The following is a 17795-nucleotide window of genomic DNA, read 5'->3' as shown; positions in this document are numbered from 1 at the left end:
GATGACAAGGGATTGTTTGACGTGGGGGTTTGGCTGCAAATGGGGGGCGAAGCGCCGCTTCGCGGTTTCACCCTTGACGTCTCAACTCCAGACTGGCCGGATCCCGGCATGGTTTTCAGGTCGGTTGATCCAGGGCCCGCTTATCCACGCCGGGGTCCGGCGGGTTATGATGATCGGGATTTCGCGCGCTTTGACCTTGTTGGCCCCACCCCGATGCCCCACTCCGATAGCCTGTTCCAATGCTCCGCCCGCATCCGGCGGCCGCGCGCCGCGGCCGGCAGCGCGCCGGCGCTGGGCGGCGGGCGGTGCGGGCGTGACAGTCCGTGGAAGGTGGCAGTCGGACTGTCATCCGCACACAGGCATTTTTCCCTGCCCCACAAGGCCGGGCCGCACCATGATGGCAGGATGGCAGACAGTCTTTCCGGTGACAGCCGGCCTGCGAGGGGATGCGGCAGGCGGGGCAATCCTGAAACGGGGGCAAAACCGGGGTCGAATTCGATATGCGATTGTTTTTCAGCGACTTTTGCAGGTTTCACGCGCGAATTTATGGCGCATGAGGGGCATGCCAATGCATCATCAAGGGCAGGCGAACAGTGAAGCAACGGCCACTCAACGGTAGATCTGCGGCAAACAGGGCAAGCACGACCCGATCGGCGCCGCACCGCATGACGCCGCACACCATGGCGCGGCGAAAATCGCTCCGGCCCGTGTCTGGCGGCCGCGGCCTAAAGCGCGTTCCAGCTCGCCTGGACGCCGAGCATGTCGAATACCGCGTCCCAGTAATCCATCAGCTCGCCGTGCTGTTCGGCCTCCCACTGGCCGCGCGGGATCAGGCGGATGTCGAGGCGGACGCCGCGCAGGCTGTCGCCATAGGTCTCGCGGATCGCATCGGCGACGATGGCCGGCTCGGGGACGCGGTTTTCCAGGCTGCCGAGGCGGCGGCGATAGACGGTGAAGACTTCCGAATTCTGCAGCATGTCGGAGACCAGCACGATGCGCCGCTCGGGCACATTGCGATCGAAGGCGGGATCCTGGCCGAGGCGGGCGAGGGCTTCGATGATCGGGCTGTTGGGTGCGTCCTTGGGCTCGACGAGGTCGGCGAGGGCACGGGCCAGCGGCTCGGCAAACAGGGCGTCATAGCGCGCCTGCACCCGGTCGGGATTGCGGTAGAGTGGGTTGACCTGCTCGCCGGCGCCCGGATTGCACAGCGAGAAACTATTGGTATTGCGCAGCTGGCCGCTCTCATTGAGCTCGTAGAGGGAGAGGCGTTCGCCGACCGCGAGCTGGTCGCGCTGGGCCAGGATCAGGGCGCCGATCGCCTGCGCCTGCTCTGGAGAGTAGAGGTCGGTCTTGTCGATCACCACAACGCGGTGAGGCGGGATGGCGCCGGCCAGGCACAGGGTCTGGCTGTCATAGACCGGCGGTTTGAGAACGAAGGCGGCATAGCTGATCGCGCCCAGGACCGCGGCCACAATCAGCAGATTGAATATTCCAAGTATATCGCGTCCGGTCATAGGGGCCCCCCGCCACTAATGAGTGCGGCGGACCCGCCAGGGGGCCGCCTCGGCAAGCAGCTTACCGGTGGTTGCTCGGTCCCGCCAGATCGCGGCAGATTTCATCGTGCAATTCCTTGGCTTCAACCAACTGCTCAAGCTCGTGCTGGCTCAGCTTCTTGGCTTCTTTCCAGCCGGCCTCGAGAGCCTTTTCCAGATCGCCGGCAGCGGTCTCCAGACGGCGGGTCACACCGCCATAGCCGGGAATCGCGTCGTCGAATGTGCGCCCCTTGAAGGCAGCAATCACGGCGAAGGTTGTGCCCAGCACCAGCAGGAGCAGGGCTTCCAGCGTTTCGATGCCAAACGGGTTCGCGATCGCAGCGCTGACCGGTGTCAGCACCAGGCCCGTGACATCGCCCGCACCGACGGCCAGCGTCGCAGCGTTGAATTCCAGCAGGTCGCGGAAATGCGCCGCGCTCAGATTGAGCGCCAGCAGGGTGATGGCACCGATGCCGACGCCAATAGCGGCGAGGCCGGCATGGACGCGCTTGTGCGGATTCGACATGTGCCTCAGGCCGAGAAAGCCGACCAGAAAGAAGGCGGCGATCACATTGGTGAAGGAGACGGTGATGGCCTGCAGCCAGCCGCCCAGCAGACCGAGATCGGAGCCGGTCGAGAAGAAATAGGCATTCGCCAGGCCTTCAAACAGCACCAGTGAGGCGAGCACTGAGAAATGCAAAATATGGGATTTGGGGTAAATCGCGGCCCGGTCGATCGGTTTGATCGCCGTCTCTGCGGTAAACTCCGAATCATCGACAGCGCCGCCCCAGGTGCGGCGGAATTTCAGCAAGTCCTGATGGCGCGCGGCTGCAAGGGAGATGGTGCGACCCAGCGCAATCATTTCTGACGGCGCGCGCACATCGCGGAATTCCGCGAGATCCGGCGGCAGGTCGGTCATTCGTCCGAATCCCGGATCTGTTCGATTGTCTAAGGGCATGGCCTCCCCCTTCATTCTTCGCGCCGGTTTGACACAGGCTCTATGGTTAATGGTGAATTGTGGCAGCCAATGGGGCATAAACCGGCGATTTGTGGATCAATTGAGGCGAGCCTGGTCCTGCGGCCTCTTGCCGTTGCCCGCAGCAGACGGCAGGCTCTGCCTGGTTTCAGGTGGAGAAGTGTGATGACCGACCGGTTTGCCTCGCGGCGCGATCTCTTGATGGGCAGCACAATGGCCGCCCTTGCGGCCGGCCTCCCGGCAGTGGCGGGCGCCCGCCAGGCGTCCGCGCCGGCCGATCCACCGGCCGAGACTGGCCCACTGGCTGGCCCCGTCTCGGCAGATACCGTGCGCGCCGCCGAGCGCCTGTTCGCGGTCGAATATACCGATGCCGAACGGCAGCAATTGGTGATCGGGATTGACGACTGGATCGAGCGCACGACGCGCCTGCGTACGACATCCTTGCCCAACGCGCTGGCACCGGCCTGCGTCTTCGATCCACGTCTGCCCGGACAGGCCTTGCGTGAGCAGAGCGACGGCCTCGTGCGCTCGGCCGCCAGTGCCGGAGCGCTCCCGGAGGACGATGCCGCGATCGCCTATGCGCCGGTCTGGAGACTCTCGCGCTGGATCGGGAGCGGCGCGCTGAGCTCACGGCGGCTGACCGAAATCTACCTGGCGCGCATTGCCCGTCACGCACCGGCGCTGGAGTGTTTTGTCACTGTGACCCCACAGATTGCCCGCGCCGAAGCCGATGCCTGCGACCGGGAGACCGCTGCGGGGCATTCGCGCGGGCCGCTGCATGGCATTCCCTATGGCATGAAGGATATTATCGATGTCGCCGGTGTGCGTGCGAGCTGGGGCGCCATGCCCTATCGCGACCGGATCGCCGATGACGACGCCCGGGTGACCATCCTGCTGCGCGAAGCCGGCGCCGTCCTGCTGGGCAAGACGACCAATGGGGCGCTGGCCTATGGCGAACGCTGGTTTGAGGGCATCACCCGCAATCCCTGGAATATCCAGGAGGGTTCCTCGGGTTCGAGCGCCGGGTCGGCCTCGGCAGTGGCGGCCGGATTGGCCGGGTTCGCGATCGGCACTGAAACACTCGGCTCCATCGTCTCGCCGTCCAATCGCTGCGGCACGACGGGTTTGCGCCCGACCTTCGGCCGGGTATCGCGAAGCGGCGCGATGGCGCTGTGCTGGTCGCTCGACAAGATTGGCGCGATCGCTCGCAGTGTCGAGGATACGGCTTACGTGCTGGAGGCGATCAATGGTGAGGACACCCGTGACCCCGGATCGATCGGCATGGGGTTTGATTGCGATGCCGGGGCCGGGGTGCGCGGCATGCGGGTCGGCTGGAACCCGGCCTGGTTCGAGAGCGGCAGCGATGCCGACCGGGCCGCATTGCAGGCCGCACGCGATGCCGGTGTGGAACTGGTCGAGGTGGACTTGCCCGATCTGCCCTATGACGCGCTATTCGCGGCGGTCGAGGCGGAATCCGCGGCCGCCTTCGAGCAACTCACCCTGAGCGGTGAGGATGACAGCCTGGTCTGGCAGGAACCGAATGCCTGGCCCAATACATGGCGCCGGGCGCGTTTCATCTCGGCGGTCGATTTTATCAATGCCGACCGATTCCGCCGTCAGGTCATGCAGGTGATGCACACCCTGTTTGCCGATCTCGATGCACTGATCGCGCCCAATTTCGCCGCCGGCTTGCTGGTGATCACGAATTTCACCGGCCATCCCCAGCTGGCTTTCCGCTCCGGCTTTTCTGACCAGCCGACGCGGGGCGAGTTCGGTGATCCGCATGATGACGCGCTTTACCGGGTGCCACAGACAACCAGCCTCTGGGCGCCGCTCTTCGAGGAAGGGCGCATTATCGCGCTGGGGCGCGAACTTGAAACCCGGCTGGCCGTCGCCGCCCAACAACCGCCCGCTTTCCGCTAGGGCCCTCTCTCCGACAAGGGATGATATTTTCCATGAAATTCTATGATTGCAAGACGGCCCCAAGTCCTCGCCGCGCCCGGATGTTCATCGCTGAAAAGGGGCTCGAGATCGAGACAGTCCAGGTCGATCTCGCCGCCAAGGCCCAGTTCGAGCCAGCTTTTCGTGCGGTTAATCCGCGCTGCACGGTGCCGGCGCTGGCGCTCGATGATGGTGTGGTCTTGTGTGATAATGCCTCGATCGCCCGCTATCTGGAAGAAATCTGCCCCGAACCGCCGCTGCTGGGCCGCGATCCGGTGGAGAAGGCGCTGGTGGCGGAATGGCTGGCCCGGGTCGAGTGGGAGGGCTTCATGGGGGCCGCCGAGGCCTTGCGGAACAGGTCTGATTTCTTCAAGGATTCGGCGCTGACCGGACCGCAGCCCTACGAACAAATCCCCGCCCTGGCCGAGCGTGGCCGCCAGCGGGCAGCGGCCTTCTTCACCGTCATGGAGCAACGCTTGGCCGAGGCCAATTATCTCGCCGGCGATGCCTTCAGCGCTGCCGATATTGCCGGCTATGCCTTTGTCGATTTCGCTGCCTGGGTGAAGCTCAAGCCGGAACCGGAACTGACGCATCTGGCCAATTGGCGCGAGGCGATTTCCAAACGCCCGTCCGCCTCGGCCTAATCGCCAGCGGGCGGGTAGATCGTGCGGCCCTGCAGTTTGAGCTCGAACAGGTCTGGCCGGGCATAATGCCCGGCCGGATCGCAGGCCAGCTTTGCCTTGCGAACCTCGGCCAGATCGCCGTCGGCGATCAATATGGTCTCGCCCTCGGCCGGACCCGCGATGATCTCGCCGCGCGGGTCGATGATGACGCTCTGGCCGGTATGCTCGAAGGCGCTGAGTGATTTGAAGCGTTCGGGCACATGCGCCTCAAGGCGCAGGCCGGCGGCGGCAATGACATAGGCGCCGGCCTGGCTGGCGAAGGCGCGCGAGAGCAGGAGCTGGCGCGCCCAGACCGGATCGCTTGGCGCGGTGAGCGGTTCGTGGCCGGGCCAGGCCGCGACATGGATCTGCGTGCCCTGGCACATCAGGGCATAGCCAGGCAGGACAATATTGTGCTCCCAGCAATTGAGCCCCGACAGGCGGCCGTAATCGCGCTGGTAGACCGTCAGGCCCCGGGCGTCGCCATCGGCCCAGATCGAGCGTTCATGATGGGTCGGTTTGAGCTTGCGGTGACGGCCGAGAATTGTCCCGTCGCGGCTGATGAAAACCAGGCTGGCATAGATGCTGCCGCCTGTGGCCGCGTCGCGTTCGGCAATCCCGATGGCCACGTCGATCCCGGCTGCCCTTGCCGCCGCGCACAGCGCATCGGTTTCCGGGCCGGGCAGGGTGATGGCGTTCTCGAGATAAAGCGCAGCCGCTTCCCACCAGAGATCGCCAAGCGGCGCCTCGATGAAGAAAGGGTAGCCGGGCAGCCAGGTCTCGCCGAAGGCGGCGATTGTGGCACCGAGCCGGCCCGCCTCGGCGATCAGGCCGCAGGCCTTCTCCACCGACGCCGCCTTGTCGAAATAGACCGGCGCTGCCTGAATGGCGGCGAGCCGGATCGGGCTCATGGTTCGACCGTCTCCACGCCGGGATCATGGGTTTCGAACCAGCGCAGGATTTCCGCGACCTTGGTCAGCAAGCGGCTGGGCCGGGAGTTGGAAATACCGTGATAGGAGTCGGGGATCACCACCAGACGGCTGGGAATGCCGCGCAGACGCAGCGCCGAATAATACTGTTCGCTCTCGCCGCGCGGGGTACGTACATCGGCGCCGCCGACCATGACGAGTGTCGGGGTCTCGACATTGCCCACCAGCGAGAGCGGCGAACGGCGCCAGTATTCGGCCGGATCATCCCAGGGCGCGCTGGCGAACCAGTAGCGGTAAAAATATTGCGGCAGGTCGGAATAGAGGACAAAGCTTGTCCAATTGATGACGGGCTTGACGACGGCCGCCGCCGCAAAGCGATCCGTATTGCCGGTGATCCAGGCTGTCAGCACGCCGCCGCCCGAGCCACCTGTGACGAAGAGCCGGTCGGGATTGATGAAGCCGCGATCCAGCATCATGTCCACCGCGCCGATCAGGTCGTCATAATCATTTCCTGGATAATCATGATGGATGAGATTGGCGAATTCATAACCGTAACTCGTTGATCCACGTGGGTTTGTGTAGATGACAACATAACCCGCTGCAGCCATCAGCTGGAGTTCGGCCGAGAAGGCCGGGCCATAGGCGGTGAAGGGGCCGCCATGGATTTCCAGGATGAGCGGGTATTGCTGCGCCGGGTCAAATCCGGGCGGGTACAGGACCCAGCCCTCGATCTCGCGACCGTCAAAGGGGGAGGCCCAGTGCACGGTTTCGGCGTCCGAGAGCCAACGGTCGTCGAGGATGTCGCCATTCAGATTGGTCAGCGCGTGCAGGGCTTCCTCGCTCGTGCCGGTTGCCAGTTCGGCAGGCCGGCGCGGTGTGTTGATGGTGGCGGCGAAACGGCCCTGTTGCGAGACTGTGAATGTGCCGCCGGCATAGGGGCGGCCGAAATCCGGGCCGCCCAGACCGCGGGCGATCGGTGCGAACTCGCCGTCCAGGCCGATCCGCGCGATCACGGTCTCACCATGATCCTCATACTGAACATAAATGGCCTGCCCGTCGCCGCTCCACTGCGGATTGCCGACGGACCGATCGAGCGTCTCCGTCAGGCTGCGCGCGCCGCTGCCATCGGCATTGGCGACATAGAGGCGGATATTGTCATAGCCCATCCGGTGATCATCAAACCCCAGATAGGCGAGCCGGCGCCCATCCGGTGAGGGGCGGGGGGCGAGGTCGGGGCCCTCGCGGGCGGTCAGGGCTTGGGGGTCTGATCCGGCGAGCCCGACCCGGAAGATCTCGCTATCGGGGGCGAGGGTCTCGCGATCGGGGCGCCGGTCGGCTGAGAAGAGGAGGGACTGGCTGTCAGCGGCCCAGGCCAGATCGCCACTGGCCCCGAGCGCATCGGAGGTTATGGCCCGGGGCTCGCCGCCGGCGGCATCGACGACAAATAATTGCTGCCGGCCGATTGGCAGGGCGCCGATCCCGTCGAACCGGAAGGCGAGCCGCTCCTCGACCTGGGCCCCGGCAGCCCAGTCATCGTCGGGATCACGGGCAGGCAGACTCGCCGCCAGCATTCCGACTTCGCCGACGAATCCGGCATAGGCTAGATACTTGCCATCGGGTGACCAGCTGAGGCCGGTCGCGCCGCCGCGAATCTGGGCAATTTCACGATCCGCGCCGCTGTCCGGCGTCAGTATGCGCAGGCTGACATGATCGGTGGCCGGCTGCAGATAGGCCAGCTGCTGGCTGTCCGGAGACCAGCGCGGCGTATGGCTCGTACCGGGCGCGGGGTGAATGTCGCGGTGATTGGTGCCGTCCGCATCGATGAGCCAGATCGCTGAAATGCTCTGGTCGGTCGCGATGTCGTTGGAGCGCCGCACATAGGCGATGCGCTGGCCATCGGGGGAAATTTGCGGATCCGCAGCGGCTTCAAGTGCAAAGACATCACGCGGCTGCAGCGGCTGTAATGGCTGCGCCAGCGCCGTTCCGGTTGCCGCGCAGACAAGGGCGGCCAGCAGGGTTTTGAACACGATCAACCTCCAAAGACGATGGCCGCATCAGAGCGGTTTTTCCGGGCGAGGCCAAGCCGCAATGTCGGGTGGGCGATTGTGACTGCCCTGCAACAGTCTGCGGGAAATTCGATTTTCCGGTACGATATCGGCGCCAGCGAGGTTTTTGGGTCGATATTTTGCTTCACCTCGCCTGCAAACTCTCGCAATATCCAGGCAGGACGCGCAAAGCGTTCAATGAAAACAGCTGGGCGAAAAATCGCCAGCGCTCGGGAGGGAGTTCAAAGACATGTCATCGACGAAGAGAACGATTCTATTCGCGGCAGCTTCGGTTATCGCGTTGACTGGTGCCCAGGCTGTGGCTCAGGAAAGCCGCACCGTGGACATCATCACCGTGACCGCGCAAAAGCGCGAGCAAGGTATCCAGGACGTGCCGGTTGCGGTTACGGCCTATAATGAGGAATTCCTGCTCAATGCGGGCGTGCGCGACCTGAAAGACCTGGCGATCATCTCTCCCGGCCTGAATGTTACCTCCACTTCCAATGAATTTATCACCACGGCCCGGATTCGGGGAATCGGTACGGTCGGTGACAATCCGGGTCTGGAGTCCTCGGTCGGCGTCGTGATCGATGGCGTGCCACGGGCCCGCAATGGTGTCGGCTTCAATGATCTTGGTGAGCTCGAGCGCATCGAAGTCCTGCGTGGCCCGCAGGGCACGCTTTTTGGTGCCAATACGACGGCTGGTATCATCAATGTCGTGACCAAGCGGCCGGAATATGATCTCAGCTCGCACATCCAGCTCGATTATGTCGGCGGCGATGCCTCCGGCTGGGGCGTGTCCGGCGGCATGACCGGTGGTCTCAATGACAGCATGGCGCTGCGTCTCTATGGCGGCATCCGTGAACGCGATGGTTACAACACCGTCGAAACCTTTGGCGGTCCCCGCACCGAGGCCGAGGATGGCGACCAGGATTTCTACACTTTCCGCGGCCAGCTTCTGATTGATTTCAGCGACGACGTGAACCTCCTGCTCAGCGGAGATCTGACGAAGCGTGAAGAGAATTGCTGTGGTGCGCCGAGCCTGGTGTCGGGTCCGACAGCGGCTGCGATCAACGCGCTTGTGCCAGGTGGCCGGCCCATGCCGGGCAGCGAAGATCCGTTCAGCCGGGTCATTCAGTCCAATCGAGGCACCGGCCAGGACATCATCGATCACGGCTTTAGCGGTGAGTTGAACTGGCAGTTCGATAATTTCGCCATGACCGCAATCCTGTCCGATCGCGATTACAGCCTGAATTCAGGCCAGGACACGGACTTCACCGGCGCGGACATCGTCTTCCGTGACGCTGAAAACAACACATTCGATTTCGGAAACACGACGTTTGAACTGCGCTTCTCGGGCTCCACCGAGCGCTTCGAATGGATGGTCGGCTCATATTATTCGAGTGAAGATCTTGTCCGCCAGGATGCGATCCAGATGGGCTCGGATTTCTCGAACTTCCTCGGCTTGCTGGGTGGCAATCCCGGCCTGGTCAACGCCCTCGCCAACGGTCTGGGCGGGGCCTTCATTCCCGGCTATGTGCCGCTCGCACCAGGCGCCGGCGCCCCATTGGGCGGTGGCAACCCGTTGGGTGATACCTTCACCCAGGACGGCGAGAGCTTCAGCCTCTTCACCCATAATACCTGGCACCTCACCGATTCGACGGACCTGACTTTCGGCCTGCGTCACACGACGACCGAAAAGACCGCGACCTTCGATTTCGGCGACAGCAATACGCCGGCCTGTGACGTCTGGGAGGCCGTGTTTGGCGATGCTCTCGACTTCTCGACGCCGCTCAGCCAGGCCATTCTGACCGGGTTCTCGCTCGGTTCGGGCGTGCCGGCGGCCAGCCTGCAGCTTTTCGGCACCTATACCTGTCTGCCGTTCGCCCGTGACGTCTTCTCCCAGATCGACAATACCCAGTCGCTCGAAGAGAATGAATTCTCCGGCCTGCTCTCCCTGTCACACCGGTTCAATGACGACCTGTTGATGTACGGGACCTACTCGCATGGTTACAAGGCGGGCGGTTTCAACCTCGACCGCTTTACCCAGGCCGGTTCCAGTGCGGTCGACTTCACCGCCGCGCTCGCCGACCCGACTTCCTATCCGGCGCGTTTCGATCCGGAGACCGTCGACAGCTTTGAAATCGGGATCAAGACCGAGTGGGCCAATGACACGCTGCTGGCCAACTTCTACCTCTTCAAGTCCGAATTCGACACCTACCAGCTCAATACCTTCAACGGTATTGCCTTCTTCGTGACCTCGATCGATGGCGCGTCGACCCAGGGTGCCGAGATGGAATTGCTTTGGTTGCCGGACGCCATGCCGGGTCTGACCGTGCAGGGCGGGGTCACCTATGCCGACGCGACTTATAATGAGTTCGCGCCGACCGGAACGCCGGATGTTGACCGTCTCTCAGGCCAGAACTTCTCGCTGGCCCCGGAATGGTATGCTTCGGGTTCGGTGACCTATAACGGCACTTTCGGTCAGGACATGACCTGGCTGGCGCACCTTGATGCCCGCTATCTTTCGGAACAGAATACCGGTTCCGATCTCGATCCTGAAAAGCACCAGGATGCCTACACCCTGTTCAATGGCCGGGTTGGGATCGGTTCAGCCGACGAATCCTGGTCGCTGGAATTGTGGGGCCGCAACCTGACAGACGAGGATTACGTCCAGGTCGGCTTCGACGGACCGTTCCAGTCGGGTTCCTTCAACTCATTCCTCGGCACGCCGCGGACCTGGGGCCTGACGCTCCGCGCCCGCCGCTAGTCCGATAAGGCATAAACAGGGGAAGGGCCGGGCGGCAACGCACCGGCCCTTCTTTTTGCCTGACACTTCGTGTCGTGGAAGGCGTATCGGATGCCCGTCCGGCAGTGCCGGGCGAGGCGGAGGACTGCACATTATTCACCCGGCGGCCCGCTTTGGGGTGCCTGCCCTGAATTGGCCGCGATATCATGGTCAAAGAGGCCCATATGATTCGGCCTTCCGCCGACGAACACATTGATGATTTTTGCCATGACGCTGCGCGCCCGAAATATATTGCTGATCGCCCTGGCCGGCCTGCTGGTGGTGACCGGTTTGTCCATGCTGATAGGCCCGTTTTCCGTGGCCAGCCTGCAGACACGGCTGGAGAACAACGCCCGCGACGCGCTCGACCGGCGCGAAATGGATTGGGCCCATGTTCGCATGCGTGGCCAGGAGGCCATACTCAGCGGCGCCGCGCCCAATGATACAGCCCGGGAGATCGCGCTCGAAGTTGTCGCTGGCTCGACCTGGTCAGGCGGCACGATCGCCGGCGGCGTTTCGCGCGTGATTGATGAAACCACCGATGCCCGCATGGATCGAGGCTTTGCCTTCCGTGCGGACCTCGCCTTCAGCGGACGGGTGTTGATCCGCGGTGATGCCAGTGACGCGGCCGCGCGCGATGCGATTGCCCGCTTCGCGACAGCGAATTTTCCCAATGGTGCCGATTCCGATCTGACCCTGATCCCGGGCGGCGCTCCGGCGGCCGAGTGGGAAGAGGCGGCCAAACGTCTCCTCGGGCAGCTGGCGCGTCTTGAGCGCGGCGCGATCGTGCTCAGCGGCCAGCAGGGCGGTCTCTACGGGGAAGCCGAAAATCCGCAGATCGCGCGCTCCGTCGCCAATACACTGCAGACCATGCCGGCGCCCTTCCGGGCTGCCTCGATTGTTATCCCGGCCGGCGCGCCAGCGATCGTCCATGTGCCTGATATTGATGCCTGCGCTGCGATTATCCGCGCGGCACAGGGCACGGACGAGCTGCGGTTCGAACCCGGCGGGTCCGGTGCCAGTCCATTGACCGAAATTGCCTTGCGCCGTCTGGGGCGCACATTTGCGGCCTGTCCCGCCGATGCGCGGCTCTCAGCCAGGATCAGCATTGCTGATGGCGGCGAGGAACTGGCGCGGCAACGCGCAGCGCAGGTGCGCTCGCTGCTGGCCGGCGGCGCGGTGGGCGAAACGAGAATCATTGTCGCGCTGGCGGATGACCAGTTGCAGGCGCTCACATTTTCTATTTCATCGATTGAGGGTTGAGGCATGTTCTGGCTGGTCTGGCAGATTGGTTTCCTGATTTTGGCGGCCTTTGGATTCGGGGTTCTGACCGGATGGAAGGTCTGGAGCGGCGAGGCACGTAGCGCCGAGGCTGACAAGGCGCTGGCCGATGTCATCGCCTTGCGCCGGGAAAATGAAAATCTCGCACGCCGTCTCGGCGAGGCTGAATCGCGCGCGGTGGCCGCCAGCCAACGACCGGCTGGCGCGGTCAAGACCGGCCATGCCGAGATGCCCGAGGATGTAGTTCAGCCTGCGGCGGCCAAGCCCGTGACCAGGACGAAGCCAAAGCCCGCCGCGACAAAACCGGCGGCGGCGAAGGCGTCGGCCCCCAAGGCCGGCTCAGGCCAGACCGCTGCAGCCAGCGCCGCCGGGCCGGTCGGTGCGATGCAACAGGATGATCTGACAGTGATCAAGGGGCTGGGCCCGAAAGCAGCGGCCAGCCTCAATGAGGCCGGTATCGCCAGCCTGGCGCAGATCGCGGCCTGGAGCGAGGCCGATATCGCCAGCTGGGATGAGCGGATCAATGGCCGCGGCCGTATTGTGCGCGATGACTGGGTCGGCCAGGCCAGGCGGCTTTCCGCCTGACGGGTTTGTCGCTCAAGGCATATGCGCCAGCACGTTGCGGGCATCATAGGCATTGGCATCGTCGGAAACCGTGCCGGTGCGGATCAGGATTTCCAGCGTCACGGATTTTTCGCCGGCCGAGCCGTCGATGCGGATGCCCAGTCCGATTCCGCGGGCTGAATAGCCGCGCGAGCCGGTGGAATAGCTCGCCGATGTGCCGACCCGGACCGGATTGCGGTCATTGCCCTCGCGGTCACGCCGGACAACCACAAACCAGTCGCCGCCGCGTTCCAGCGTGAATTCGGCGGCCCGCCGCAGCGCCAGGTCTTCGGTCTCCTGAATACTGGTGTCAGAGCCGGCATCAAAACGGATCATGAAGCGGTCCTGCTCGATGCGGCGCTCGGAATAGCCGTACTGCCCCTCATAGGCCGGGGCGTAACGCGTCGGGCCGGCTGAGGCGCAGGCGGTGAGCGCGAGGACGGGGGTCAGGATGAGCAGGGGAAGAATGCGTCTCATGGCGGCAGCTCCAGCTGTGTAACCCGCTCACGATAGGATTATTCGGCCTCGCTTGCCACCGCCGCCTCGACGCCCATCCGTTCCAGCATGACCAGCGCACTGTCGGCGATCACCGTGCCCGGCGGGAAGACGGCCGCCGCGCCCATCTGGCGCAGGACCGGCTCGTCATCGGGCGGGATGACGCCGCCGACCACGATCAGGATATCGTCACGGCCCTGTTCGGAGAGCGCGGCACGCAATTGCGGCACCAGGGTAAGATGGCCGGCTGCCAGCGATGAGGCAGCGGCGGCATGGACATTTTCCGCGATCGCCAGCACGGCGGCCTCTTCCGGTGTCTGGAACAGCGGGCCGATCACAACATCCCAGCCGAGATCGGCATAGGCCGAGGCGACGACTTTCTGGCCGCGGTCATGGCCGTCCTGGCCGAGCTTGGCGATCAGGATTTTCGGCTTGCGGCCATGAAGCTCGAGGAAGCGTGCGGCGGTATCGCGGGCGCGGCGGACCTTGTCGTCAGAGCCGGCGGCGGGCCCGTAAATCCCGGTTGTTGCCTTGATCTCGGCGACATGGCGCTTGAAGGCCGTCTCCATCGCATCGGAGATTTCGCCGACGGTCGCCATGGCGCGGCCCGCATCGACCGCCAGTTCCAGCAGATTGCCGTTTCCCGAGGCCGCCGAGGCCGCCAGCGCATCGAGGGCGGCTTTCAGCTTGGCCGGATCGCGTTCGGCGCGCAGGCGTTCGAGCTTCTCGATCTGCTGTTTGCGCACGAGATAATTATCGACCTTGAGGACGGGCACGTCCTCGTCTTCGTCGAGCAGGAATTTATTGACGCCGGTAATGGTCTGCTGGCCGCTATCGATCAGCGCCTGCGTGCGCGCAGCGGCTTCCTCGATGCGCAGTTTCGGCACGCCGGCCTCGATCGCCTTGGCCATGCCGCCGAGCGCGTCGATCTCGGCGATATGATCCATCGCGCGCGCGGCGAGATCATGGGTCAGGCGCTCGACATAATGACTGCCGCCCCACGGATCGATCGCGTCACAGGCATGCGCCTCGCCGGCGAGCAGGATCTGGGTATTGCGCGCAATGCGGGCCGAGAAGTCGGTCGGCAGGGCGAGCGCCTCGTCGAGCGAATTGGTGTGCAGCGACTGGGTGTGACCATCGACGGCGGCGATGGCTTCCAGCGCCGTGCGGCCGACATTGTTGAACACATCCTGCGCCGTCAGCGACCAGCCGGAGGTCTGGCAATGTGTGCGCAGGCAGATCGATTTTTCGCTTTTCGGATCAAAGCGTTCCTTCACCAGCTTCGCCCATAGCAGGCGCGCGGCGCGCAGCTTGGCGACCTCCATGAAGACATTCATGCCGATGCCGAAGAAGAAGGAGAGGCGCGGCGCGAAACTGTCGACATCCATGCCCGCTTCAATGCCGGTGGCGATATATTCCAGACCGTCGGCGATGGTGTAGGCGAGCTCGAGATCGGCCGGCGCTCCGGCCTCCTGCATGTGATAGCCGGAGATCGAGATCGAATTGTATTTCGGCATGTGTTTCGAGGTGTAATCGAAGATATCCGAGATGATCCGCATCGAGGGGCTGGGCGGATAGATATAGGTATTGCGGACCATGAACTCCTTGAGGATGTCGTTCTGGATCGTGCCGGACAGCTGCTCCGGCTTCACGCCCTGTTCCTCGGCGGCGACGATATAGAGCGCCAGCACCGGCAGCACCGCGCCATTCATCGTCATCGAAACGCTCATCTGGTCGAGCGGAATGCCGTCGAACAGGGTGCGCATGTCATAGATGGAATCAATCGCCACGCCCGCCATGCCGACATCGCCGGCCACGCGCGGGTGATCTGAATCATAGCCGCGATGCGTCGCCAGATCGAAGGCAACCGAGAGGCCTTTCTGGCCCGCCGCGAGATTGCGGCGATAGAAGGCGTTGGAATCCTCGGCCGTCGAGAAACCGGCATATTGCCTTATCGTCCAGGGCCGCTGCAGGAACATGGTCGGATAGGGGCCGCGCACGAAGGGCGCCGCACCGGGAACGGTGTGGATGAAGTCGATGCTGTCGCTATCGTCCGGGCCATAGGCGGTCTGGATCGCGATGCCCTCGGCCGGCGTCCAGTCCTCACCCTTCGCTGCGGAAGCGGGCAGGGCAGGGCCGAGATCGAGCGTGGTGAAATCAGGTATGGTGCTCATGATGTCGCTCCCTCGAACCGGGCGGCCAGGCGAATGGCAGTGAGGGCGCCCTCCGGTGCGTTGGTTTCGGGCCATGCCCCGTTGGTCTCGACCGGTTTGGGATGCGGGTCGGGATGCTGGGTGACGCCGAGAATGATTTCCTCGCCGTCAGCGATCTGTTGCAGGCGCTTGTCGCGCACCGCAGCGATTTCGCCCTGCAGCCAGCCGCCGGCGAAGGCCTCGACCAGTCCACCGCGCCGTTCGACCTGCTGGAATAGCGACCAGGCGGCCTGCGCCAGTTCATCGCTCAGGGTCTCATGCAGATAGCTGCCGGCGGCCGGATCGGTGACCTTGCCGATATGGCTTTCCTCGGCCAGCAGGATGTGGAGATTACGCGCGACGCGGCGGCCGAGCCCGGTCGGGCGGCCGATCGCATCGGTGAAGGGGCGGATGGTGATGGTGTCAGCCCCGCCAGCCGCCGCAGCAAAGCCGGCGCAGGCGGTGCGGATCATATTCGTCCACGGATCCTTGGCGCTCATCATCCGGCCGGATGTGGTGACCTGAAGCGACAGGCGCTGCGCTGCCTCGTGGGCGCCAAAGCTTTGCGCGATACGCGCGTAGATGCGCCGGGCGGCGCGCAGCTTGGCGATGGTCAGGTGAATATCGGCATCGGCGGCCAGGCGCGCCTCGATCGCGCCGGCGGCGTCGTCGACGGAGAGGCCAGCCTCGAGCATGAGGCGCATATAGCTCGCGGCCGAGGCCGCCATCAGCGCCAGTTCCTGCACCTCCGAACCACCGGCCTCGAAGGCGAGGGCGCCGTCACAGCGGAAAATCTGCAATTGCGGGAAGGCGGCCTGGGACAATTGGGCCAGATCGCGCGCCTTGGGAAAGCATTGGTCATCCAGCGCAATGCCCTGACGCGCGGCGCGCTCGATCGGCGACAGGCCGAGCCCGCCCTGCAGATGTTCGCCATCGAGGCGGCGGCGGGCGAACAGGGTCAGCAGGAGATGGGCGTGATGACCCTGGCCATCGAGACTGTCGAGATGGATCGGGGCAAGGGATAGATCGACCCCCTTCAATGCCGCATCCAGCAGCTCAATCTCATTGGCGCTGAGCCCGAAACGTCCTGTGCTATCGAGCCGCAAGTCCAGTTCCGATACACCGCCCATCAGATCGTCGAGCGCTGCGGCATTGGCTTCGGCCGGGCTGGCTTCGGTGATCGACTGGCGCATGCCCCAGGGCAGATGCCCGTCGCGCGGCAAATTATCGACGGCGGCTGTGCCTGCGGGGCGGTCGAAGAAGACCGGGCCGCGCTTGAGACCATCAATCGTGTGCCGGTCGACAGCGGCTTCGAAATCGGCGCCACGCAGGGCCTTTTCAGCCAGCACACGCCAGCTGGCAGCGCTCTGGGCCGGAAAATCCCCGGCGAAATCGCGGATAGTGTCGGTCATGGAAATCCTGTCGCGGTGGGGCAAGGCCAAGCAATCATTCTGTTGGGGCGGAGAAAAGGCGCGCGCGGCCCGCGCGTCAAGTCCGGGCCGTGCGCATGGACAGCGAATTCGTCTGTCCCATAGCCCCAGGCCCGGCCTGACAATGAAAGCTCGCTTTCATGGAGTAGCCCGATGTCCGAAACCACGCCCAATCTCGCCTTGCCGCTGGTAATGCCGGCCCAGGCGCAAAAACATGTCACCGTGAATGAGAGCCTGCTGCGCCTCGATGCGCTGGTACAGGCGCAGGCCCTGAGCCGTAGCCTGGCCGTCCAACCCGGTGCGCCGGAGGACGGACAGGGCTGGATCCTCCCGGTGGGTGCCAGCGGCGCCGATTGGGGTGCGATGAGTGCTGGTTCGCTGGCCATATATCGCGATGGCTTCTGGAGCGAATTGCCGCCGAAACCCGGCTGGCGTGTGCATCTGGTCGATGAGGCGTGCGATGTCGTGTTCGACGGGACCGGCTGGCTTCTGGCCGGAGCCGACACGGTGCTGGCCGAATCGCCCGGCGGCGCAAAAACCCGCGCCCTCCTGGTCGCCGACAGCATTGCCGGTCTAACCGGCGCCAGTGTTGTGACCACGGTCACCATTCCGGCGCGCTCAATCGTGTTCTGCGTCTCGGTGCGCACGAGCGAGGCGATCACCGGTGCCACGAGCTTCGATTGCGGCATTGCCGGCGAGGCCTCGAAATTCGGTGGCTCTCTGGGGGTCTCAGCCGGGGCGAGCAATCTCGGCGTCATCGGCCCGACGGCCTTCTATAGCGATACGGATATCGTGCTCACAGCGAATGGCGGCGCCTTCACCGGCGGTGCAGTGAGCCTTGCCATCCATGCCTGGATGCCGGAGGCACCGGACTAGGAGAGGTTGGGCTCGTCATCCCCACCAGCTCCGCCCCGGAACAAG

At 64.2% G+C, this 17795-nt stretch carries 13 protein-coding genes; 6 read left to right on the top strand and 7 right to left on the bottom strand.

What is annotated here, in order from left to right:
* Positions 1–725: 725 nt before the first annotated feature.
* Both AAC023_RS09530 and AAC023_RS09525 read right to left on the bottom strand, forming a co-directional pair.
* Entirely contained in the window at positions 726–1514 is a 789-nt protein-coding gene (locus AAC023_RS09530) for a hypothetical protein (RefSeq protein ID WP_339740542.1), read from the bottom strand.
* A 61-nt stretch (positions 1515–1575) separates the two neighbouring features.
* A complete protein-coding gene (locus AAC023_RS09525) occupies positions 1576–2451 on the bottom strand; it encodes a hypothetical protein (protein ID WP_339740540.1) in 876 nt (291 codons plus the stop codon).
* A gap of 222 nt (positions 2452–2673) precedes the next feature.
* Between AAC023_RS09525 and AAC023_RS09520 the strand changes: the two genes are divergently transcribed.
* Positions 2674–4431 carry an amidase gene (locus tag AAC023_RS09520; protein ID WP_339740538.1) on the top strand — a complete coding sequence of 586 codons (1758 nt, stop codon included), beginning with the start codon at positions 2674–2676 and terminating at the stop codon, positions 4429–4431.
* 20 nt (positions 4432–4451) lie between these two features.
* Positions 4452–5093, top strand: a complete 642-nt coding sequence (locus tag AAC023_RS09515) for a glutathione S-transferase family protein (RefSeq protein ID WP_339740536.1) — start codon at positions 4452–4454, stop codon at positions 5091–5093.
* Here AAC023_RS09515 and AAC023_RS09510 read toward each other — a convergent pair.
* Both AAC023_RS09510 and AAC023_RS09505 read right to left on the bottom strand, forming a co-directional pair.
* Positions 5090–6022, bottom strand: coding sequence for a carbon-nitrogen hydrolase family protein (locus AAC023_RS09510; RefSeq protein ID WP_339740534.1), 933 nt, complete (start codon positions 6020–6022; stop codon positions 5090–5092). The genes AAC023_RS09515 and AAC023_RS09510 overlap by 4 nt on opposite strands.
* On the bottom strand, positions 6019–8067 hold the full coding sequence (locus AAC023_RS09505) for a S9 family peptidase (protein ID WP_339740532.1): 2049 nt from the start codon (positions 8065–8067) through the stop codon (positions 6019–6021). Before AAC023_RS09505 ends, AAC023_RS09510 begins: the two co-directional genes overlap by 4 nt.
* Before the next feature lie 268 nt (positions 8068–8335).
* Between AAC023_RS09505 and AAC023_RS09500 the strand changes: the two genes are divergently transcribed.
* From AAC023_RS09500 to AAC023_RS09490, 3 genes are all read left to right on the top strand, one after another.
* Positions 8336–10855: a TonB-dependent receptor gene (locus AAC023_RS09500; RefSeq protein WP_339740530.1), complete on the top strand. Its 2520-nt coding sequence runs from the start codon at positions 8336–8338 to the stop codon at positions 10853–10855.
* Between the two features lie 246 nt (positions 10856–11101).
* Positions 11102–12136 (top strand): hypothetical protein, encoded by a 1035-nt coding sequence (locus AAC023_RS09495; RefSeq protein WP_339740528.1) that lies wholly within the window; start codon positions 11102–11104, stop codon positions 12134–12136.
* A 3-nt stretch (positions 12137–12139) separates the two neighbouring features.
* On the top strand, positions 12140–12739 hold the full coding sequence (locus tag AAC023_RS09490) for a hypothetical protein (RefSeq protein WP_339740526.1): 600 nt from the start codon (positions 12140–12142) through the stop codon (positions 12737–12739).
* A 12-nt stretch (positions 12740–12751) separates the two neighbouring features.
* On the opposite strand, the gene AAC023_RS09485 is transcribed toward AAC023_RS09490, so the two are convergent.
* The 3 genes from AAC023_RS09485 to AAC023_RS09475 are packed head-to-tail and all read right to left on the bottom strand — an operon-like array spanning position 12752 to position 16856.
* Positions 12752–13234, bottom strand: a complete 483-nt coding sequence (locus AAC023_RS09485) for a hypothetical protein (RefSeq protein WP_339740524.1) — start codon at positions 13232–13234, stop codon at positions 12752–12754.
* 38 nt (positions 13235–13272) lie between these two features.
* On the bottom strand, positions 13273–15426 hold the full coding sequence (gene scpA, locus AAC023_RS09480; protein ID WP_339740522.1) for a methylmalonyl-CoA mutase: 2154 nt from the start codon (positions 15424–15426) through the stop codon (positions 13273–13275).
* Positions 15423–16856: a methylmalonyl-CoA mutase family protein gene (locus tag AAC023_RS09475; RefSeq protein WP_339740520.1), complete on the bottom strand. Its 1434-nt coding sequence runs from the start codon at positions 16854–16856 to the stop codon at positions 15423–15425. The genes scpA and AAC023_RS09475 overlap by 4 nt, the downstream gene beginning before the upstream one ends.
* A gap of 171 nt (positions 16857–17027) precedes the next feature.
* On the opposite strand from AAC023_RS09475, the gene AAC023_RS09470 reads away from it, so the two are divergent.
* Positions 17028–17750 carry a DUF2793 domain-containing protein gene (locus AAC023_RS09470; RefSeq protein WP_339740518.1) on the top strand — a complete coding sequence of 241 codons (723 nt, stop codon included), beginning with the start codon at positions 17028–17030 and terminating at the stop codon, positions 17748–17750.
* Positions 17751–17795: the final 45 nt, after the last annotated feature.

This window comes from uncultured Maricaulis sp. (genome assembly GCF_963976135.1).
GTDB lineage: Bacteria > Pseudomonadota > Alphaproteobacteria > Caulobacterales > Maricaulaceae > Maricaulis.
Note: the sequence above shows the minus strand (reverse complement) of the source record. Positions and strands in the feature narration are given on the sequence as shown.

What these genes read in the sequence shown, in the direction of transcription:
- AAC023_RS09530 (WP_339740542.1), bottom strand. Translation starts at nt 1,514, where the DNA reads ATGACCGGACGCGATATACTTGGAATATTCAATCTGCTGATTGTGGCC.
- AAC023_RS09525 (WP_339740540.1), bottom strand. Translation starts at nt 2,451, where the DNA reads ATGACCGACCTGCCGCCGGATCTCGCGGAATTCCGCGATGTGCGCGCG.
- AAC023_RS09520 (WP_339740538.1), top strand. Translation starts at nt 2,674, where the DNA reads ATGACCGACCGGTTTGCCTCGCGGCGCGATCTCTTGATGGGCAGCACA.
- AAC023_RS09515 (WP_339740536.1), top strand. Translation starts at nt 4,452, where the DNA reads ATGATATTTTCCATGAAATTCTATGATTGCAAGACGGCCCCAAGTCCT.
- AAC023_RS09510 (WP_339740534.1), bottom strand. Translation starts at nt 6,022, where the DNA reads ATGAGCCCGATCCGGCTCGCCGCCATTCAGGCAGCGCCGGTCTATTTC.
- AAC023_RS09500 (WP_339740530.1), top strand. Translation starts at nt 8,336, where the DNA reads ATGTCATCGACGAAGAGAACGATTCTATTCGCGGCAGCTTCGGTTATC.
- AAC023_RS09495 (WP_339740528.1), top strand. Translation starts at nt 11,102, where the DNA reads ATGACGCTGCGCGCCCGAAATATATTGCTGATCGCCCTGGCCGGCCTG.
- AAC023_RS09490 (WP_339740526.1), top strand. Translation starts at nt 12,140, where the DNA reads ATGTTCTGGCTGGTCTGGCAGATTGGTTTCCTGATTTTGGCGGCCTTT.
- AAC023_RS09485 (WP_339740524.1), bottom strand. Translation starts at nt 13,234, where the DNA reads ATGAGACGCATTCTTCCCCTGCTCATCCTGACCCCCGTCCTCGCGCTC.
- scpA (WP_339740522.1), bottom strand. Translation starts at nt 15,426, where the DNA reads ATGAGCACCATACCTGATTTCACCACGCTCGATCTCGGCCCTGCCCTG.
- AAC023_RS09475 (WP_339740520.1), bottom strand. Translation starts at nt 16,856, where the DNA reads ATGACCGACACTATCCGCGATTTCGCCGGGGATTTTCCGGCCCAGAGC.
- AAC023_RS09470 (WP_339740518.1), top strand. Translation starts at nt 17,028, where the DNA reads ATGTCCGAAACCACGCCCAATCTCGCCTTGCCGCTGGTAATGCCGGCC.